Raw genomic sequence first — 20,365 nt, forward strand, 5'->3', positions numbered from 1 at the left:
TTTAAAACTTCAATATATCCGATATTATTATATAAAGGAATCAATATATGCTTAACAGTATAGGAAAGAGTATACTTAACTATCTAAAACGCGCTGATATCCTTCTCTGGTTGCTGCTGGCGGCCATGTGCGCCTATAGCCTTTTGCTCCTGCACAGCGTTTCCCAGTCTGCCTCCGCCGACTACTTCCGCGCACAGCTGTTCCCCATCGTCCTTGGAGCCGCCGGCGCCCTGATTGTCAGCTCCATTGACTATGCCGATATTGCCAACTTTTGGTACATTATCGCGGGTTTCTCTATTTTTTTAATGATATATACCTATCTTTTCGGCGAGCGCATTATGGGCTCCGGCGGCGTGGACGCCCGGGCGTGGATAAGTATCGGCAACAGAACCTTCCAATCCAGCGAATTGGTCAAAATAGCGTTTATGATCACCTTCGCAAAGCATCTGGACATCGTTAAGAAGAAGGGGGCCATTGGAGATTTTCCCCAGATACTCCTGCTGTGCCTTCACGCCGGGATAGCGATGGCCCTGTGTGAGCTTCAGGGTGACACTGGCGCCACCATCGGTTTTTTCTCCATGTTCCTGTTCATGAGCCTTGCCGCCGGGGTACCCCTTCGGTACTTCGCCATACTGGCTGGCCTTGTTGTGGTGGCCCTGCCCATCGTGTGGCAGTACGTTCTCAAGGACTATCAGAAGAACCGCTTCGTGGCTGTGTTCAACCTGGACACCGACCCGGATATACGCATGACCGATGGATTTCAGCAGTGGCAGGGACGCGTTTCCATCGGCAGCGGCGGTCTCCGGGGCCAGGGTCTTGGACAGGGGCCAAGGGTCAGGAGCAATGTGGTTCCCTTTCAGCACAGCGACTACATCTTCTCCGTAGCCGGCGAGGAGCTGGGCTTCATCGGGTGCGTGGCCATCCTTGGGCTTCTCCTGCTATTTATGATAAAGATCCTGCATGTGGCAAGCACCTCCCGGGACGACCTGGGCCGGTATATTTGTTTTGGATTCTTTGGGATAATAGCGTTACAGTCCGTCTGGAACATCGGCATGTGCCTGACGATACTCCCCGCCATGGGTATAACATTACCCTTCTTCAGCGCTGGCGGCTCCTCGTCCATGTGCCTGTACCTGGGCTTCGGGCTGGTCCAGAGCGTCCATATGCGCCGCAAGGAGATAGACGGCCTGCATCTAAGGCCCAGTCAACCGATTCGGCCCTCCTACAAGAAAACTCACGAGGTGAAAAAGCTCTAGCCTTCAGAATATTCAATATAGTAAACACAAAAAAGCCGGTACGGCCACGCCGTACCAGCTTTTTTGTGTTCTCATATACCGTCCACAAACTCCCTGAACCTTGGCAGCATACCTATCTTGTCCGGCGTATGGGGCGGCATTTGCAGGATATCGTACCCCGGCAGATTATTCCCCTCCACCAGCACCGGGCCCTTGTGCGTAACGGCCACGTCCCAGCCCACATACCGCATCTGCGGTATCACCTCCGAGGCCTTCAGGCACAGTTCCTTCGCCTGCTCCCAGAGGGGTATTAAAAGCCCCTCTATGGCCACGCCTGTCATGGGGTGCTTCTCATATGTCTTTCTGTCCTTGTCATAGGCCGGGTACTGTATACGCCCCGTGTCCAGGTCCACCGGCGCGAACATCCCCCCCGAGTGCAGGTTGTCTACCGGGCGGCCGCCGTTGCCTATGCGCAGATGGGCATACAGGATATGCCCGCCGGTATCGTTTCGGATAGTCACTATACGCAGAGTGTTAATAGAGTATGGATTTAGCGCGTTCAATTCAGGGTGCTGTTCCAGTACCTCCTCGACCACGCCCACATTGTCCTCCCGCAGCTTATTGTAAAGCTCCTCTACGCTTGAAAAATCCTTTAGGACCAGCTTCTCCACTCCTTTGCCGCCGGTGCCATCGTTCGGCTTCACTATAACGGCGTCCCTGCCGCTGACAAAATCCTCCAGCTGGTTTTGGGTGGCCGAAGAAAACTCAAGCCATTCCCTGCCTATATAATCCGCGAACGTCCGATAAAACGTGCTCTTATAGTCAAAATACTTGTAATATGCGGGATCGTTCAACATCTGTACCAGGGTGTTGTTCACACTGCGCGTCACGTAGGTGGCCCTCTGTTCCGGGGTCAGATTGTAAAATTCGCACAGCAGATAGTCGTTAAAACCCGCGCCATAGCGTAGTCCGCAGCCTACAATATCAGCAAGCACCGCAGGGCTGCTCCTGCCGGTGATAGCGTGGACTATGCCCGCCGTGCGGAACAGCTCCTTATAGTCCATACGCATGGCCGTACCAAGGATATAACTCAGCTTGCCCAATTTATAGCATCTCCTTTGTGATAGAATAAGCTTACTTTCCAAAAGCCCTGCGCTGCTTGGCCGCAATACGCTCCCGGCGGGCACGGGTCTCCCCCTCGTCAATAAGCAGCTCGCCCTCGTCAGTTATCCTCAATACGTCCCCTTCCTTTGCCCCCTCGGGCAACTCGGAGGTCTCTATGGCATAGTATTTTTCCTCCGAATCCTCACAAATGGCGAATTTGCCCTCAAAACGGTCTATGCTCAACTGTTTCATAATCTGTACGCTCCTCCTTATCCAATCTGACCCGCACGCGGCCCCCATCGTATATAAACACAATATTTCCGTCCGTATCCGTGCGGTATATCTCCGCGCCAACATCCTCAAGACGTTCCAGAACCTCGTCCCTGGGCAGCAGGTTCCTGTCCAGAGCAGTGGATATCGCCGCGTATTTAGGCGACGTCTCCCATAAGAACCGCAGACTGCTTGAGGTGCTGCTGCCGTGATGACCGACCTTTAACAGATCGATATCAATATCCTGCCCGCTTAGTATCAACGCCTGCTCAGCGTCATACTCCATATCTCCGCAGAACAGGGCAGAAAAATCACGGCAGTCCATACGCAGCACCAGCGATGAGTTATTCGGATCTTCAAAGCTGCCCATCGGTCCTATGGCTGTAAAAACGGCCTGCCCCATTGTAAAGCTGTCGCCTGGTTCCATGGACATAGTATCTGTACCGTTCTGTTCAAGCATACTCAGCAGTGCCGAAAGGCCCGAGCCCTCTTCTGAAAAGTAGCCGGTATCAGCTTGTACGAAAGCGCCTACGCTGATTTCACCCAGCACGCCCGGCATACCGCCAATATGGTCGCTGTCAGGGTGTGACATTATCAGGTAATCGAGGGCCGTCACCTTGTGTCTCAGCAGATAGTCCGCAACCGTGTCTGCGGCGTCAAACTTTCCGGCGTCTATCAGCGCCGCATGGTCTTGGCTGCGTATAAGGATAGCGTCTGCTTTTCCCACATCAAGTATGTGTATCTCCAGCAGCCCTGTCTCGTCCCGCCGGTCGTTGAATCCAAACTCATAGCACGCCTGCGAAAATATCCGTCGCCCCGCCGGGGTAATGGAGATTATCAGCGCAGACAAGACCATAAACACCCTCATAATCCTAAACCGCCGCACAAAACTTGTTTTCCTGCCGGAGGCTGTGCTTTTTGACATTGATGTAACCTCGTTGGATGAATACTATGCCTGTGTTCTAAATTATTATAGCGCAATTTTCTTCCTGGCGCAACTGGTTTTTCCAAAAGTATAATATTGCTTGCAAACTCAAAAATTGCTGAAAAAAGGATTGACATCTAGTATGTGAGGTGGTATAATAATCAAGTCTTAAGAGATAGGGGTATAGCTCAGCTGGTAGAGCAGCGGTCTCCAAAACCGCGTGCCGAGGGTTCGAATCCTTCTGCCCCTGCCACTGGTAAATCCCGGAATTCCTTGGAATTCCGGGATTTTCTCGTATTTGGGGTGGTGGGGTGCGGTCTATGGTGCCGCTCTCTACGGCGTGTATTTTGCTGTTTTTTCGCATCTGGTCGTATCTGTTTCTAACTTTTCCATCTGGCACATCATCAATAAATCATCAAAAATCCGAGGTGCTCCCCTCTCTCGCACTGGCTCTGGCTAAAAATTGAACTCGTCTGTTATCCCTTGTAGGCGAGTCGTGTCTTTCTTGACATAGTACATTTCCGTGATTTGCGAGGTACTGTGTCCCAGGAGGTCGGCTACCTGCCTAGGCGAGAGTGCCATGAGGGTTCCGTCCGGCTGGCGGATGCCGTTGACCAGTGAGCTGCCGAATGTGTGTCGGAGAGAATGTAGCCCTTTCTGTTCTATCCCGGCAGCTTTCAAAATTCTGTAGTACCTCTTGCGGAAGTTCACTGGGCGGGTGTAGTCGCCCCTCTCGTCGCTCACGAGGGGCGCTGTGGGGCCGAAATCGCGCTCCTGGCGTAACTCCCTTACTGCCTGTACTGCGGCCTGATTCAGCGGCACACGGCGCTTACTGGTGGCTGTTTTCGTTTTGCCAACTTTGACCTCCCTGCCTGGCTCAAAATTCACGCCATCTCGCTTGCAGACTTCCTTTACCCCTTGGCGCACCTCAAGATATTTATGCTCTAGGTCGATATCGCTGTTAAGCAAGCCCAGCAGTTCCCCGGTGCGCAGGCCGGTGTTCAGCATGAGGATGTAAGCCGCTGGCTGCTGGTATTTCGGCTTGCTGTTGGCGTAAGTGCTGAATGCCTCGGCCTTGAATTTCTCAATTTCTTCTGGCGTGAAAATCGTGACAGTTTCCTGCGTAGGCAGATCTTCTTTGTTTTGAGCCGCCATGAAGTTTGACTTTTTTATCATGGGTACGCTGTTCATTGGGCTCTTTGCTAAAATTTCTTGCTGGGTCAGGTAGCGGAAATACTCGTTGAGGACGATGTACACCTTCTTGACTGTGGTGTAGGCGTAGCCCTCTCCCATCCAGTGGTTCAGCAGTTCCTTGAGGTCTGCCGCAGTGATATCGCCTACAACTTTCTCTCCGAGCAAAGGAAAAATTTGATGCTCCACCGTACATTCACAGCGGTCGTAGGTGGTGCGTTCCACCGAGGGGAACTTGAAAACCTGGAGCCAGTGGGTCATGCTCTCGCGGAGAGTCTTATGGGATTCGTCTGACTCCTGCAAGGCATCGTTAAATGCCGCAACGTAGTCAGTCATCTTCTTTGTGACTTCTGCCTTGGTAGTGCCTGAAAAACTTTTACGCTTACGCTCCCCTTTCTCATCCATGTACCAGACTGTCCCGCCCCAGCGGTCATCTGTGCGCTTAAAGGCTTTTCCGTTAGTCAACAACTTCTTCTGAGCCATTTGTCAGCCCTCCTTTCGTCAACAACACAACATACCACACTCTGTTGCAAAAGTCTACTGACATTTTTCTTACTTTTTGCTCTGGCATTTCCGGATTTCTAAAGGCCGTATTCTTTGTTATGCGGCGCAAATTTTGAGCTAGGCGCCTTACCCTTACAAAAGTGGGTTCGGGCTGCTGCCCGATACCTGTGCTGTCCGACAACGTCGGACGAGCGCTCTGCTTGCCCTTCCACAATAGTGGAAGTTTTTGCATGACATCCACCGACCCCTGATTTCTGAACCTGCTTATTCCTGATTTTGCCCCAACGGTCGGCTCTGCCGTCCGATGTTATCCGCGCGGTAGACCCCGCGCTTTAACCTGCTTGGCTTTTCGACCGTTTTCTGCACCCTTTGAGGCTGGATAATCTTTCATATTCCTGCATATCTGCCCTTTATCTGGCTTAGCAAATACTCCCATCACAAATCGCCACAAATACCCTCACACGGCGTTCTTTACCTGCGGGTGGTAACTTTCTTGACCGCTGCCCAAAATCGCCCGACACGGCCCTTACACGGCTCAACAGCCTGTTGCTTGTTGATGCTAAGTGTTTTCCTTTTCTGCATATCCCTCTATTTTCTGCACTGCCGCCCCATCCAGCGCCAGAGGGTCACAGGCCGTCCCTCGTGCATGACCCTCGTCCCGTCCAGGTCATACACACAGTCATCGTTAAAGGTGTGTATCCAGGAGAAGTGCCCCATATACTCCAGCGGCCTCCCCTGGCCGTCCTTATACAGCCCGGACTTGTCCACGATCCGCTCGAACAGGGAAACATGGACATTCTCCGCACCCGCCGCCTTCAGCCGCCGTACCAGGGGCAATACAAGACCGTCCGGGGGCACGATGGGGTCGTTCTCGGCCTGGGTGAACCACATAGGCAGGTGTTTGAGGTTCTCAATATCCTGCTCTGAGAAGTCGCTGGGCCGCAGGGCCTCGCACACCGGGTATGCCGCCGCGAAGAAGCCCGGGTAGCTCAGAAGCATCCGCATGGTCATAAATCCGCCGTTGGAGCATCCGCCGATGTACACCCGGTCCCGGTCGATGTCCGGGTGCAGCTCAATAAACTCGTCAATCGCGGCCTTCACCGCCTCGGTGTACATGCTTTTGCTGCTGGTAAGCTCCTGGGGATCCTGATGGTTCACCGCGCCGGAATTCATCCAGAAGGTGGGGCACTGGGGGACCAGCACATAGGCCGCACCTCCCAGCTTGCGCTGAATATCGTCGGAGGAGATGGCCACCACCTTGTTGCCGGTGTAGGCCAAAGCCGGGTCATCGCCGCCCTCGCCGTGGCCGTGGAGCCAAATCACCAGGGGCAGCTTCTCCGGGAAGGTATGCTCCCACTCGTCGCCGTAGTTGCTGTCCAGGGCGGTGAAGCTTTGCCTGGCATGGTCCAAGTCCGGGGTGAAATAGCCGTAGTTCAGAGGGAGCGGCTCATAGTGGGAGCACCCATTCTGCCATCCCCTCAGCTGTGGGCAGATATCCCCCTGGGACTCGTCGAATATCCAGCCGTTTATGGGCACTTCGCCGGGGATATCCTTCACCTGGGTGACCCGGTAGCGGCACTCCACCAGGGCGTTGTAGCCGCCCTCCCGGAGGCTCGCCGCCATAGAGTAGCCGATGGGAGCGCCCATCTGGTAGGGCATCTCCAGAGCGATGTGCCCCGACTGGTAGACCTTACCGCCGTTCTCGTCGCAGGGGTACGCCGCCGACACCGGGCGGTAGCCCTGGGAAGGGAAAATCTTCGGACCGGGCCAGGTGTGGTTCTCAAGGAAGCCCTTGCCGGTCTTGGGGTCGATGCGCTCCACGTAGACGGAGAAGGTGTCTTTGTCAATGCACTCGGCGCGGACGGACTTGGGGGCTTTCAAAATGAGCTTGGTGATGTAGGGGCCGTTGTCGGTGACAATGGTGAAGGTTTTGTATGGGTACATGGTTGTCCTCCTTTACTTTTGGCAATTCCCCGCAATAATTTCCTTGAGCGGGATGTTGGGGTTGCGGTAGCGGTGCTCAGGGTTGACTTCCTTGAAGGTGGCGAACTGTATGGACTTCTGTGGGCAGGCGTGGATGCAGGCCATACAGCTTACGCAGTCGGTATAGTCGTGTTCGGCCCTGCCCTCTTTCACGCTAATGCACCCCATTGGGCACACCCGTGAGCATATCCCACAGCCGATGCAGTCCTCCGTCACCCGGTAGTAAGGCTTTACCAGCATGGGGCCGTTCTCTTTTATCATGTTGACAAACCCCTGGTAGAAGTCTTTCTCCTCCTGGCTGGCAAACTGAATCTCCCGCTTTTTGCCGTCGATGTCGGCCCTGATGGCAGCTAAATGCTCGTCAACATTTTTCTCTGGCTCCAGCTTTTTCTGTTCCTCCATGTCGAACACCGGCAGGGCGTTGTCCAGCATAATGACGGTGTTGATGTAGTCGGCCTTTTTGCCGACACTTGTAAGGTACTCCTGTACCCGCTCAGCCACGCCGCCGTGGTGGCAACCGTAGGTGATGACGATGTAAAAGTAGTCTGTCTCAAACTCTGAGTTTTTGATAAACTCCTTGATTACATCAGGCATATCCAGCTCGTAGAGCGGGCAGACGATGCCGATGGAATCAGCCTTATAGCGCCTGTCCGTCTTTTTCAGCTCCTGAGGGATGCTGACCAGCTCCGTGTCAAACTGCTTGGCGGCATAGAGGCTGTTTCCGGTAGCAGTGAAGTATAATACCATGTAAAATTCCTCCTGTTTATTTTGAAGCGTTTTCAATGCAGTTCAAAGCGTTCAGGCTCCTTGGGTAGCCGATATAGGGCAGGCACTGGCTGACCACCTGGATCAGGAAAAGCCGGTCATTGCCCACGGTCATGTTGGCCCGGGCATGAGCGGTAAGCTGGGGCTCGCACCCGCCCTGTGCCGCCAGGAAACAGAAGGTTATCATCTCCCGCTGGGGCAGACTCAGGCCCGTGCGGGTGTAGTAATCCCCAAAACAGTTGCTGGCAAGCCAGCTGTTGATGTGCCGCTTCTCCCTTGGCCCCTGCTCCCAGCTATTTCTCAGGCCTTCTCCGAAAGCCTCCACCTGTATCTGATTACCAGCCTCCCGGCGTTGCTCGGGCTGGACAGTGCCCTGGGGCTCCAGCGGCAGGGCGATGCCCCGGCGGCTCAGTTCCTCGTTGACCGCACTCAGAAAGGGCAGCATACGGCCCAGCCCCAGATAGGCGGCGGCCTGGTACACAGTTTCCTTCACCTCTATGGGAGTTACCCCGCCGTCCAGGGCCAGGGGCAGCATGAGCCGGAAGGCGTCCAGCCCCTGACAGCCCAGCAGGGTGGCTAAGATCGCCAGATAGCGTGTGGGCTCGTCCATAGGCTCCGTGGTGTCCAGCACCTCGCCGAAGGCGAAGCTTGTAAAAATTCGAGCGAACTCCGGGTCGGTCTCGCTAAGACTCGGAAATATCTTCTTAGTGTCCATTCTCTCTTGCTCCTTTCCTGTTCAGGGCAGTTTGCTGTATTCCTCGTCGCTGACCGGCTCGCACCACTGGGTGGAGTAGTCCTCCCCGGGCACCTCGACCGCCACATGGACAAATTCGCTGTCTTTTGCCGCGCCGTGCCAGTGCTTGACCTCTGATGGAATGTTTACTACGTCCCCGGGATGGAGCTCCCGGGGCTCCTGGCCCCACTCCTGATACCAGCCCCGGCCTTGGGTACAGAGCAAGATCTGCCCGCCGCCGGATTTGGCGTGGTGGATGTGCCAGAAGTTCCGGCATCCCGGCTCGAAGGTGACATTGAAGATCTGCACGCCCGCCTCGCTCAAGGCAGACAGATAGGACTGCCCGGTGAAATAGGCTCCGGCGGGGTTCGGCCCGCCTTTGGGGAACAGTGTGCCGCTCATGGTTCTTCCTCCTTTTGGTTACATGACTTCCATCAACATCTGGAAAATCTCCTCCCTGGGCAGTACCCGGGGCATACTCGGGTTCACTCCGCAATTCTCAGAAACCTTCCGCAAAATATCCTCGTCCACCTTCAACCCCAGCTCCGTAAAGCTGCTGTCCAGCCCCAGCTCCTTCACGAACGCAGCCACAGCCTCAACGGCCTCGTCCGCCAGCTCCTGAGTGGTCTTCCCGGCGGGGTCTAAGTCGAACACCCTCTGCCCAAACCGGGCGAATTTTTCGGGCATATCCTTCACAATGTGCCGGTAGTAACTGGGGTGTATGACTGCAAGGGCCATGCCGTGGTTACCGCCAGTGTAGGCGCAAAGCTGGGCCTCGATGGGGTGGCACTGGAAGCCGCCCTCCTTGCCGCAGTTGAAGAGGAACGTCTGGGGCAGGGAGGAATCCCACATGAGGTTGCCGAGAATCTCGATATTCTTGGGGTCCCTCCGCCAGGCCCGGGCATTCTCAATAATATCGTGCATGACGGCCTCGTTCATGGCGTCGGACACGCACTCGCCGGGGCCGAAGTAGGTCTCCATGCAGTGGCTGAGATTGTCGAAAATGCCGGAGGCCAGCTGCTTTTGCGGTACTGTCAGCAGATAGGTGGGGTCACAGATAGCGAAGCCGGCGGGGGTGCCCGGCATGGTGGCTTTCGTGTTCAGCGCCTTATTGCTGATACCGCCCAGCCCGTTCATTTCCGAGCCGGTGCCCGAGAGGGTGACGACAGCGCCCCAGGGTGTGCCGCTCATGGGGTAGTAATGGTCCTCGAAAATCAGCTTCCAGTAGTCGCCGGGGGCCTTCGCCGCCGCCGAAATGACCTTCACACAGTCCATCACCGAGCCGCCGCCTACGGCCAGGATGAAGTCAACGTTCTGGTTTTTGACGGTCTCGGCACCCTTTACCACCATGTCATAAGTGGGGTTGGAGGTGATGCCGCCGAAGTCAACGACAGTCTTGCCTGCCTGCTCCAAAATACCGGTGAGCTGGTCGTAGAGCCCGCTGCGCTTCACGGACCCGCCGCCGTAAGCCAGCATGACAGTCTTGCCGTAAGCCCGCAGCTCCATACCCAAATGCCGCTCTACGCCGCCCTCGCCGAACAGTACCTTTACCGGTGCGTGATAGAAAAAGTTTTTCATGAAAATGACCTCCTGTTTTTGTGTTGGTTACATTATAACAGAAGGCCATTGAAATGTAAAATGCCCATTTTGAATAAAGCATTATTCGGAAATTGCATGAACCACATGCTCAAGGAACGCCTCCAGCGCCGGAGTCTGCACGGGCTTTTTCTTCCATATCAGAGACGCCGAGGCGGTCTTACCCTTGGCGAATGGAAGGAAGATCAGGCCCTCCTGGCGTTCCCCGACCGTACCCAGGCAGACGATCAGCGCGCCGGCGGTTTGGGCCAGGGGAAAGGCATTGTAGATGAGGTTGTAGGTGGCCCCTACCCGTTCTTCAGCCCCTTGCCCCAGCCAGCGCAAAAGCTCCTGCTTGAATACGGTGTTCTCCGGCAATATCAGCCGCTCCTGCCGGAGCTGCCTGCCCGATACCTCCGGCTCCCCGGCCAATGGATGGCTCTCTGGCACCAGCACACCCCAGGTCTCTGTCAGGCCCAGCTCAAGTATCTCAAAGGTGGCCGGATTCACATTCCGCATGACAAATCCCGCGTCCAGCAGCCCCTTCTCGATATCCTCGCATATGCGGTCGGCGTTTTCGGATATCAGGTGGAAGTGTACGCTGGGGTGCAGCACTTGAAAGGCGGCGATCTGCTCTGCCAAAAATCGCACCGAGCCGGTCTCGCCCATGCCCAGGTACAGCTCGCCGGAGAGCTCCGCGGCGCCGGTGTCTTCTCGCACGGCCTTCTGGTAGAGGGCGAGAATTTCTCGGGCGGTCTCACGAAAGAGGAGGCCGTCCTTTGTGAGGCTGACGTTCTTTTTTGTGCGGATAAAAAGTGTCTTGCCAAGCTCACGCTCCAGGTCCATCAGCTGCCGGGAAACGGTGGGCTGGGAGACGTGGAGGAGCTCGGCGGCGTGGGTGATGCTGCCTTCTTCGGCGGTCATCAGGAAGTATTCGAGAACGCGTAAATCCACTATGTTTCTCCTCTCATTTTCACTTTGACTTATAGTATATCAGGTAGGGGCGTTGGACTGCAAGAGTTTTTGAGAGCGATTCATGCAATTGATTGTTTTCTTTGTTTAGCGGCGCAAATTTTGAGCTGACGAACTCTTGACAGTTAGCTTGTGTGCATGGTATTATCTATGTAGTTTTCTGAGAGTTTTTTCAGACAAGCAGATGAAAAAAGCCCTTTTTGAGGGCTGAGAAAATCCAACATCATCAATAAATCATCAAAATCTTTTGTGGCGTACTTTTCGGGAACACAAACGGCTCAACGGCGCGGAAAACTGGCTGTTGTATGTCCTCTCATGTCTTTTCCACATCCACTCCAAAACCGCGTGCCGAGGGTTCGAATCCTTCTGCCCCTGCCAAAGACGTTGCCTCCGGCAAGTCTGACAAAGCCCGGAATTCCTTGGAATTCCGGGCTTTTCTCGTGTTTTGGGGCGGTGGGGTGCGGTCTGTCGAGCCGCTCTCTATGGCGTGTATTTTGCGCTTTTTTCGCATCTGGTCGCATCCGTTTCTAACTTTTCCGTTTGGCACAGCATCAATAAATCATCAAAAATTCGGGGCTGCGATCTTGCTTTGCTGGCCTCGGTCAAAAATTGAACCCGTCTGTTATCCCTTGCAGACGGGTCGTATCTTTCTTGACGTAGTACATCTCGGTGATTTGCGATGTGCTGTGGCCCAGAAGGTCGGCTACCTGCCGGGGCGAGAGTGCTTTGATGGTGCCGTCGGGCTGTTTCACGCCGTTTATCAGTTGGGTCGCAAAATGATGTCTTAAACTGTGCAATCCTTTCTGATCTATGCCCGCTGCTTTCAAAATCCGGTAGTACCTCTTGCGGAAGTTCACCGGCCTGGTGTAGCCGCCCTTCTCGTCGCTCACGAGGGGCGCTGTGGGGCCGAAGTTGCGTTCCTGGCGTAACTCCCTTACCGCCTGCACTGCGGCCTGATTCAGCGGCACACGGCGCTTGCTGGTGGCCGTTTTGGTCTTGCCGACTTTGACTTCTCTGCCGGGGACGTAGTCTGTCCCCTCTCGCCTGCACACTTCCTTTACTCCCTGGCGCACCTCAAGATATTTATACTCCAGGTCAATGTCGCTATTGAGCAGGCCCAGCAGCTCCCCTGTGCGTAGACCTGTGTTCAGCATGAGAATGTATGCCGCTGGCTGCTGATACTTGGGCTTACCGTTACTGAATTTACTGAACGCCTCGACTTTGAATTTTTCTATTTCCTCTGGCGTAAACACGGTAACCGTTTCCTGCGTAGGCAGGTCTTCCTTGTTCTGAGCCGCCATAAAGTTTGACTTCTTTATCATGGGTACGCTATTCATGGGGTTCTTTGCCAGGATTTCCTGCTGGGTCAGGTAGCGGAAATACTCGTTGAGGACAATGTACACTTTCTTCACCGTGGTATAAGCGTAACCCTCCCCCATCCAATGGTTGAGCACTCCCTTGAGGTCAGTGGCGGTTATATCACCTACCACCTTGTCACCCAGGAGAGGAAAGATTTGATGCTCCACCGTACATTCACAACGGTCGTAGGTGGTGCGTTCCACCGATGGAAACTTGAACACTTGGAGCCAGTGGGTCATGCTCTCCTTGAGCGTTTTGCGGGATTCATCGGACTCCTGCAAGACATCGTTGAAAGCTGCAACATAGTCTGTCATTTTCTTGGTGACTTCAGCCTTTGTCGTGCCTGAGAATGATTTACGCTTACGCTCTCCTTTTTCGTCCATATACCAGACTGTGCCGCCCCAGCGGTCGTCGGTTCTCTTAAAGGCTTTTCCGTTAGTCAACAACTTCTTCTGAGCCATTTGTCAGCCCCCTTTCTTAACACAACACAATACCATAATGTCCCGGCAATGTCCAGAAAATTTTTCTTCCGTATTCTTTGTTCTGCGTCGCAAATTTTGAACGCCCACTACATTGAAAAACTATAATCGTAATCATAGTCCTCGCCACCGAAGCGCTGACCATGAGCTAACTTCTTGAGTGCCTCCCGGCTGCGCTGTTTGCTCTCCGACCAGGTCGGAATGGGCGGTAGCTCTGGTGTGTCCAATGCCTGTTCCAAGTACCGCCCAAACTCCACGGCATTGTACGCGACTTCACCAAGCCATCCTTCCTCTGGTTCCTCGCTGCCGGGGTAAAACTCAAACACCTGCCGGAACATGAACAACATCTCCAAGTTCTCTTTGAGGAACGTTTCATCATGCAAACTGCTGTCACGGCACCGCCGACCCTCTGGCGTAATGAAAGTGATGTGCTTTCTGGTGTCTGACCATACCACTTGATACCCTTCTTGCTCCACATTGTAGATGAAAGACTCCCGATCGTCGGCGTACTCCAGCGCTTCATTGATCACATGAATCAGATCCAATTTCCAACTCTCTCCGCGTAAGCCAGCCTGATACTCGCCGGGCTTCATGCGCTTTTTCTTCTCGTGCCGCTTTGCTTTTTCCAAAACTGAAAGCCCATGTTTCAAACAAATCTCGTCATTCACATTACGATGAGCCTGCAAGTCAGTAGCATTTTGATGTAGTTTCTTGCCATCTACACAGTTTACAGAGTTGACTACAAGGTGATTATGCAGGTGACCAGTGTCCAAATGCGTTGCCACCACCACTTCAAAATCCGGGAACTCCCTCGCCGCAAATTCCAAACCGATAGCGTTCACTTCCTGCGGAGTGAGGTCATCTTCCTCCGGGAACGACTGCACGAAATGATAAAACTGTCTGCCGTCAGTCTTGCGAAATCGTTTCTTCGTGGTCATCATCTCAGTGAAAGCGCACTGTGGAACGCAGTTATGCCCTGTCACAAATTTCAAATTTCCCCACTTGGTTTTGTAATCCTGCGCCACATATTTCAGAACACCTTGCATCGCGCCAGCCGTTTGTTTCCTATTCCTAATCGCAATAAATGTTGCCATCACGATAGTTGACGCTCAGCGTCAACTATTCACCTCCCCGGCAATTTTCTCCAGTTGAGAACACAGTTTACTGTAGGCAACAATCAAATCCTCGCTTTGAACCACGCTGAGCCTCCCCATATTCGCCAGCGTAGCAAGCTGATTTATATTGCGTCCCTGGGCTTTTATTTCTGAAAGAATTTCACCCAATCCATCCACCTGGACGATTTCTTTCCCCAGCGCATACTGGATAATGTAGTCCGTCATAGTCATCTTGGCCTTCCTTGCCCGCTTTTGGATGGCGGCTTTTTCACTCGGCGTGAGCCTTGCGGTAATGATAGTTGTCTTCTTTTTCAGTGCAAATCCACTCTCCTTTCTGCTCTCTGTTATGGCCCTTGCCCTTAAAACTCCCCCTTTAGGGGGCCGGGGGGGAGAGCCGGGATTTCCCGGCTCCTGCGTCCGGCGTATAGCCGGACGCTATGCTTGCCCTGCCTAAAGGCAGGTTTTCTGCGCCCTTCGCCCTTTCATCCCCGGAAATAAGGCTGGAAAATTGTGGGTTCTGCTCTCTTTCAAAAAGCCCTCACAAATCGCCACAAATGCCCTCACACGGCGTTCTATGCTGGCTGTCGCTGCTTCCTTAGCCCCTGCCACGATTGCCCGACACGGCCCTCACAGGGATTACAAACGCTTACCCCGATAGCTGGCACTCATTGTGGTACTCAATTGCTCCTTGAATCGGCAGAATCGTAAAAACAAGATTACCATTTCGAACCTGCCTGCCATCAGATTCGTACTTTGTAGGCTCCGTAATAATCAGCGCCTTGTACTCAAGCTCCCGCACATACTTCTGCACCGTGTTGCGGCTCATGCCCACCGCCCGGCCTATCGTTTTGTAGCTGGGCCAGCACTGATGTGACTTCCTATCCTCACAGTACATGAGGTACGCATAGACAGCCAGTTCCCCCGTAGACAACCCTAAACTAAAGATAGCGTTAGGCAGAGGAAAGAAATTCTTTGCTCCGCTGCATTGTGCTCTCAGAAAATTATTCATGGCATCTACCTCCTGCCTGTTCCTCAACCCAAGCGAGGAATTTTTCCTTGGGAACCACCAACCGTGACCCGATTTTCACCACTGGAAAGCCCTCTCGGTGCAGTAGTTCATAGGTACCCGCCAGCGAAATACCCAGCACCTGCGCCACTGTCTTTGCGTTCAAAAACAGCGGCAGTTCATCATAGCTTTTGAATTTTGATTGTTTCAATCGCATTCTCCTTCCATAGATTTCTATTTGATCCTACATAATAAAGGACACTCGCAGACAGTTTGTAAACCAAAATTTAGAAAAAATTCTCGAAACAAAAAAGAATAAGGAGCCCGTCACCAGACGGAACTCCTCAGTTCTTTGTGAACTTTCTTCAGTTGCTTTGAGACTGCCATTTTGGATACGCCTCGGATCGCTCCGATTTTCTCCAAGGACAGCCCCTCGCCATAGCGTAGCTGGATCAATTCCTGCTTGGTCTTGTCCAGACACGCCACGGCTTTCCGCAAATTTTCAAGCCGGAGGTTCCTGATCGCAAGATCGTCCAACGAGTACAAGCAATAGCTTTTCGGGGACAGCACCATTTCGAGATCACCTTTACTAAGATGCCTTTGGTCCCGCTTGGCCTCCGCCTGCTCACGCTTTCTGTCCTGCTCCAGGAATTCTGCGACCTCCTTTGGCACTGAGATCGGCTCACCCTCGTACATTATGACCATCGGACTCCTTTCCGTTTAGGAAAGGCCACACAGCGCTGTCGGCACAGCGCCAAATACTGTGGACGTTCATGATCTCCCGCATCCCGGGGCAATTTTAGTGTCCGATGCGCGCCATGAAAGTCAGAGGCCACACGAGTGTAACCTCACCGAAACTGTGTGTTTTTTAGCTTTCGCTATATTTATTTTAACACTTTCGCACTGAAATTGCAATACTGAGATTGGAATTGTCGAAAAGCCTTTTTCTTTGTTTATGCAGCGCAAATTTTGAGTGCCAGAAATTCAGTCGACTCTGCCGTCCGATGTCTTCCGCGCGGTAGGTCTCGCCTGTCGGCTCGGTCGGTGCTTGACAAGAGTTCATGTTTTGCATGAACTCTACGCCACATGGCGACCAGCGCCCCCGCGCTTTAACCTGCTTGTCTTTTTGATGGCTTTCTGCGTCCTCTGGGGCTGGAAAATCTTTCAGAGTCCTGCATATCTGCACTGTGGTAATCATCCCTCACAAATCGCCACAAATGCCACAACACGGTGTTTTACCTGTGGTCGGTCAACTTCCCTACCACTGCCTCAAATCGTCCGACAGCGCCCTCACACGGCTCAACAGCCTGTTGCTTGGTTGATGTTAGGTGTTTTCTGTCATGCCCTTTTCCGTATATTCCTCTATTTTCTGCACTGCCTCCCCATCCAGCGCCACAAGGTCACCGGCCGCCCCTCGTGCATGACTCTCGTCCCATCCAGATCATACACACAGTCATCGTTAAAGGTGTGTATCCAAGAGAAGTGCCCCATATACTCCAGCGGCCTGCCCTGGCCGTCCTTATGCAGCCCGGACTGGTCCACGATCCGCTCAAATAGGGAAACATGGACATTCTCCGCGCCAGCCGCTTTCAGCCGCTGCACGAGTGGCAGCACGAGGCCGTCTGGGGGCACGATGGGGTCGTTCTCAGCCTGGGTGAACCACATGGGCAGGTGCTTAAGGTTCTCAATATCCTGCTGAGAGAAATCGCTGGGCCGCAAGGCCTCGCAGACCGGGTATGCCGCAGCGAAGAAGTCCGGATAGCTCAGGAGCATACGCATGGTCATGAATCCGCCGTTGGAGCAACCTCCAATATACACCCTATCCCGGTCGATGTCCGGGTGCAGCTCAATAAACTCGTCAATCGCGGCCTTCACCGCCTCGGTGTACATGCTTTTGCTGCTGGTAAGCTCCTGGGGATCCTGATGGTTCACCGCGCCGGAATTCATCCAGAAGGTGGGGCACTGGGGGGCCAGCACATAGGCCGCGCCTCCCAGCTTGCGCTGAATATCGTCGGAGGAGATGGCCACCACCTTGTTGCCGGTGTAGGCCAAAGCCGGGTCATCGCCGCCCTCGCCGTGGCCGTGGAGCCAAATCACCAGGGGCAGCTTCTCCGGGAAGGTATGCTCCCACTCGTCGCCGTAGTTGCTGTCCAGGGCGGTGAAGCTTTGCTTGGCATGGTCCAAGTCCGGGGTGAAATAGCCGTAGTTCAGAGGGAGCGGCTCATAGTGGGAGCACCCATTCTGCCATCCCCTCAGCTGTGGGCAGATATCCCCCTGGGACTCGTCGAATATCCAGCCGTTTATGGGCACTTCGCCGGGGATATCCTTCACCTGGGTGACCCGGTAGCGGCACTCCACCAGGGCGTTGTAGCCGCCCTCCCGGAGGCTCGCCGCCATAGAGTAGCCGATGGGAGCGCCCATCTGGTAGGGCATCTCCAGAGCGATGTGCCCCGACTGGTAGACCTTACCGCCGTTCTCGTCGCAGGGGTATGCCGCCGACACCGGGCGGTAGCCTTGGGAAGGGAAAATCTTCGGACCGGGCCAGGTGTGGTTCTCAAGGAAGCCCTTGCCGGTCTTGGGGTCGATGCGCTCCACGTAGACGGAGAAGGTGTCTTTGTCAATGCACTCGGCGCGGACGGACTTGGGGGCTTTCAAAATGAGCTTGGTGATGTAGGGGCCGTTGTCGGTAACAATGGTGAAGGTTTTGTATGGGTACATGGTTGTCCTCCTTTACTTTTGGCAATTCCCCGCAATAATTTCCTTGAGCGGGATGTTGGGGTTGCGGTAGCGGCGCTCAGGGTTGACTTCCTTGAAGGTGGCGAACTGTATGGACTTCTGTGGGCAGGCGTGGATGCAGGCCATGCAGCTTACGCAGTCGGTATAGTCGTGTTCGGCCTTGCTGTCCTCCACAGATATGCACCCCATAGGACACACCCGTGAGCATATGCCGCACCCGATGCAGTCCTCCGTCACCCGGTAGTAGGGCTTTGACAGCATGGGGCCGTTCTCTTTTATCATGCTGACAAACCCCTGATAGAAGTCCTTTTCACGTTGCGATGCAAACTGTATCTCCCGCTTTCTGCCATCGATGTCGGCCTTGATGGCGGCTAAATGATCGTCAACCTTCTTCTCAGGCTCCAGCTTTTTCTGTTCCTCCATGTCGAACACCGGCAGGGCGTTGTCCAGCATGATAACGGTGTTGATGTAGTCGGCCTTTTTGCCGATACTTGTAAGATACTCCTGTACCCGCTCAGCCACGCCGCCGTGGTGGCAGCCGTAGGTGATGACGATGTAAAAGTAATCTGTCTCGAATTCCGAGTTTTTGATAAACTCCTTGATGACCTCGGGCATATCCAGCTCATAGAGCGGGCACACGATGCCGATGGAATCAGCCTTATAATGACGCTCCGTCTTTTTCAGCTCCTGGGGAATGCTGACGAGCTCCATGTCGAACTGCTTTGCGGCATAGAGGCTGTTGCCGGTGGCGGTGAAGTAAAAGACCATGATGTTTTCCTCCTATTACAATATATTTGGTCGAAAGAACCCTTCAACCAGAAGGGCTTTTCACCGTCTCGTGCCTAAGCTACAATAAGAGTGGCAACTGGCTGACGTATACCTCCTGGGGCTTCAAAGTCCGTAATCAAGACAGTCCGCCATCCTCTTGTTGCAGCGTTCGGTTTAAGCAGATTGAGCCAGTCCTGTGGTTCATCTTCCCACCCATGGGCGGGAAGATAGATTTGCCGGCAGAGTTCGTGTCACCCAATAGATTGAATCGGCAGCGAGAAAAGATGGGTTCCGGTTGTGCAATATTGTATTGGAGGAATGTAAATGAACTCTGTTGGCATCGATGTTTCAAAGGGCAAAAGCACAGTATGTGTCAAGCGTGTTGGCGAAGAAGTGCTTTCACCGTTTGAGATCAACCACACCGCCAGTGAACTCAGCGAGTTGGCAAAGCTGCTGAAAAGCCTGGACGGTGAGATTCGTGTGGTCATGGAGGCGACAGGTAACTATCATCTGCCTATTGCTTCCACCTTGCATAGTGCGGGTGTTTTCGTTTCGGTCGTCAATCCTGTGTTGATACATGGATATGGAAACAACAGCCTGCGACCCGCTAAAACGGACAGGAAGGACGCAGAGAAACTTGCTGACTACGGCCTGCAGCACTGGGCTGACCTTTTACCTTATGCACCGCCGGAAGATACCAGGGCGTTGCTCAAGACCTGCTACCGTCAGTACCAGCAGTGCGCAAAGATTCAGACCATGCTCAAAAACAATCTGATTTCTCTGCTGGACATGGTATTCCCAGGCTCAAATCGCCTTTTCACAAGCCCGCAAAGGGCTGACGGCACTGAAAAGTGGGTAGACTTTGTGGACAAGTTCTGGCATTGCGGCTGTGTTTCTGGGCTTTCTGAGAATGTCTTTATCGCCAGATACCAGAAATGGTGCGGTAAACATGGATATCATTTCAACGTGGACAAAGCCTGTGAAATTCACAGACACGCCAGCGCCTGTGTCAGCGTGTTTGCTAAAACCGACACTACCAAGTTTCTGGTCAACCAGGCCGTTTTACAACTCATGGCTGCTTCCTCAAACCTTGCGGCTCTTAGGCAGAAAATGCAGTCCTTAGCCTCTACTCTACCCGAATATTTTGTGGTAATGGAAAAGTTCGGTGTCGGCCTTGCCCTCGGCCCCCAGCTTATGGCTGAGATTGGCGACGTGCGGCCGCTTCAAGTCCAAGAAATCCTTGGTTGCTTTCGCTGGGATTGATGCACCGCCTTACCAGTCTGGCACTCTCAATATCCACAGCCGCAGCATTTCCAAGCGCGGCTCTCCTGCTCTGCGCAGAACCTTGTTTTTGATTATGACTGCAATCCTGATCCGCTCTCCAGCCGATGAACCTGTTTACCAGTTTATGGACAAAAAGCGTTCTGAGGGCAAGCCTTACAAAGTTTACATGATGGCTTCCGCTAACAAGTTCCTGCGTATTTACTATGCTTCTGTGAAATCTTATCTCGATTCTTTAGAAGCATAACTGTTTATGAATTTAATTATCCCAGGCCAACGCTTTTTACTGCTGGCGGTGGCCTGGTTCCATATACTCTTTTTTGCAACACATTTATTTTTTTGCTTTTCTTGCTTTTTTCTATTG

The 20,365-nt window shown here is 53.6% G+C and carries 19 protein-coding genes, 1 tRNA gene and 1 pseudogene; 3 read left to right on the forward strand and 18 right to left on the reverse strand.

Features of this window, described 5'->3' with window-relative positions:
- The first annotated feature begins 47 nt into the window (after window positions 1–47).
- Window positions 48–1,256, forward strand: a complete 1,209-nt coding sequence (locus ADH66_RS10350; protein WP_066541112.1) for an FtsW/RodA/SpoVE family cell cycle protein — start codon at window positions 48–50, stop codon at window positions 1,254–1,256.
- A gap of 71 nt (window positions 1,257–1,327) precedes the next feature.
- Here the strand turns inward: ADH66_RS10350 and ADH66_RS10355 are convergent, their stop codons facing one another.
- From ADH66_RS10355 to ADH66_RS10365, 3 genes are read right to left on the reverse strand one after another with little or no spacing between them, the layout of a single operon-like run.
- A complete protein-coding gene (locus tag ADH66_RS10355; protein ID WP_066541110.1) occupies window positions 1,328–2,338 on the reverse strand; it encodes a sugar-transfer associated ATP-grasp domain-containing protein in 1,011 nt (336 codons plus the stop codon).
- A 31-nt stretch (window positions 2,339–2,369) separates the two neighbouring features.
- Window positions 2,370–2,591: a DUF3006 domain-containing protein gene (locus ADH66_RS10360; RefSeq protein ID WP_066541108.1), complete on the reverse strand. Its 222-nt coding sequence runs from the start codon at window positions 2,589–2,591 to the stop codon at window positions 2,370–2,372.
- Window positions 2,563–3,534: a ComEC/Rec2 family competence protein gene (locus ADH66_RS10365; RefSeq protein ID WP_066541106.1), complete on the reverse strand. Its 972-nt coding sequence runs from the start codon at window positions 3,532–3,534 to the stop codon at window positions 2,563–2,565. The genes ADH66_RS10360 and ADH66_RS10365 overlap by 29 nt, the downstream gene beginning before the upstream one ends.
- 177 nt (window positions 3,535–3,711) lie before the next feature.
- Here ADH66_RS10365 and ADH66_RS10370 point away from each other — a divergent pair.
- A tRNA-Trp gene (locus ADH66_RS10370) sits at window positions 3,712–3,787 on the forward strand.
- 203 nt (window positions 3,788–3,990) lie between these two features.
- On the opposite strand, the gene ADH66_RS10375 is transcribed toward ADH66_RS10370, so the two are convergent.
- From ADH66_RS10375 to ADH66_RS10445, 15 genes are all read right to left on the reverse strand, one after another.
- On the reverse strand, window positions 3,991–5,208 hold the full coding sequence (locus tag ADH66_RS10375) for a tyrosine-type recombinase/integrase (RefSeq protein ID WP_066541103.1): 1,218 nt from the start codon (window positions 5,206–5,208) through the stop codon (window positions 3,991–3,993).
- A 609-nt stretch (window positions 5,209–5,817) separates the two neighbouring features.
- Window positions 5,818–7,173, reverse strand: coding sequence for a prolyl oligopeptidase family serine peptidase (locus ADH66_RS10380; RefSeq protein ID WP_066541102.1), 1,356 nt, complete (start codon window positions 7,171–7,173; stop codon window positions 5,818–5,820).
- Between the two features lie 12 nt (window positions 7,174–7,185).
- A complete protein-coding gene (locus ADH66_RS10385; protein WP_066541100.1) occupies window positions 7,186–7,959 on the reverse strand; it encodes an EFR1 family ferrodoxin in 774 nt (257 codons plus the stop codon).
- 16 nt (window positions 7,960–7,975) lie between these two features.
- Entirely contained in the window at window positions 7,976–8,692 is a 717-nt protein-coding gene (locus ADH66_RS10390; RefSeq protein WP_066541098.1) for a carboxymuconolactone decarboxylase family protein, read from the reverse strand.
- A gap of 21 nt (window positions 8,693–8,713) precedes the next feature.
- Window positions 8,714–9,112 (reverse strand): cupin domain-containing protein, encoded by a 399-nt coding sequence (locus ADH66_RS10395; protein ID WP_066541096.1) that lies wholly within the window; start codon window positions 9,110–9,112, stop codon window positions 8,714–8,716.
- Between the two features lie 18 nt (window positions 9,113–9,130).
- Entirely contained in the window at window positions 9,131–10,288 is a 1,158-nt protein-coding gene (locus ADH66_RS10400) for an iron-containing alcohol dehydrogenase (RefSeq protein ID WP_066541094.1), read from the reverse strand.
- An 81-nt stretch (window positions 10,289–10,369) separates the two neighbouring features.
- A complete protein-coding gene (locus ADH66_RS10405; protein WP_066541077.1) occupies window positions 10,370–11,239 on the reverse strand; it encodes a LysR family transcriptional regulator in 870 nt (289 codons plus the stop codon).
- Window positions 11,240–11,859: 620 nt separating this feature from the next.
- Window positions 11,860–13,077, reverse strand: coding sequence for a tyrosine-type recombinase/integrase (locus ADH66_RS10410; RefSeq protein WP_066541093.1), 1,218 nt, complete (start codon window positions 13,075–13,077; stop codon window positions 11,860–11,862).
- A gap of 107 nt (window positions 13,078–13,184) precedes the next feature.
- On the reverse strand, window positions 13,185–14,189 hold the full coding sequence (locus ADH66_RS10415) for a relaxase/mobilization nuclease domain-containing protein (RefSeq protein WP_066541092.1): 1,005 nt from the start codon (window positions 14,187–14,189) through the stop codon (window positions 13,185–13,187).
- A 21-nt stretch (window positions 14,190–14,210) separates the two neighbouring features.
- The gene (locus ADH66_RS21750; RefSeq protein ID WP_407922925.1) at window positions 14,211–14,636 is read right to left on the reverse strand and encodes a plasmid mobilization protein; all 426 of its coding nucleotides are present in this window, start codon (window positions 14,634–14,636) and stop codon (window positions 14,211–14,213) included.
- Window positions 14,637–14,856: 220 nt separating this feature from the next.
- Window positions 14,857–15,219: a helix-turn-helix domain-containing protein gene (locus ADH66_RS10425; RefSeq protein WP_066541090.1), complete on the reverse strand. Its 363-nt coding sequence runs from the start codon at window positions 15,217–15,219 to the stop codon at window positions 14,857–14,859.
- Window positions 15,212–15,427: a helix-turn-helix domain-containing protein gene (locus ADH66_RS10430; protein WP_066541088.1), complete on the reverse strand. Its 216-nt coding sequence runs from the start codon at window positions 15,425–15,427 to the stop codon at window positions 15,212–15,214. Before ADH66_RS10430 ends, ADH66_RS10425 begins: the two co-directional genes overlap by 8 nt.
- Before the next feature lie 116 nt (window positions 15,428–15,543).
- Window positions 15,544–15,912, reverse strand: coding sequence for a sigma-70 family RNA polymerase sigma factor (locus ADH66_RS10435; protein ID WP_157767208.1), 369 nt, complete (start codon window positions 15,910–15,912; stop codon window positions 15,544–15,546).
- 666 nt (window positions 15,913–16,578) lie between these two features.
- Window positions 16,579–17,934 (reverse strand): prolyl oligopeptidase family serine peptidase, encoded by a 1,356-nt coding sequence (locus ADH66_RS10440; RefSeq protein ID WP_066541084.1) that lies wholly within the window; start codon window positions 17,932–17,934, stop codon window positions 16,579–16,581.
- 12 nt (window positions 17,935–17,946) lie between these two features.
- On the reverse strand, window positions 17,947–18,720 hold the full coding sequence (locus tag ADH66_RS10445; protein WP_066541082.1) for an EFR1 family ferrodoxin: 774 nt from the start codon (window positions 18,718–18,720) through the stop codon (window positions 17,947–17,949).
- Between the two features lie 324 nt (window positions 18,721–19,044).
- Here ADH66_RS10445 and ADH66_RS10450 point away from each other — a divergent pair.
- Window positions 19,045–20,248: pseudogene (locus tag ADH66_RS10450) on the forward strand (IS110 family RNA-guided transposase).
- Window positions 20,249–20,365 lie beyond the last annotated feature (117 nt).

This window comes from Acutalibacter muris (assembly GCF_002201475.1).
GTDB lineage: Bacteria > Bacillota > Clostridia > Oscillospirales > Acutalibacteraceae > Acutalibacter > Acutalibacter muris.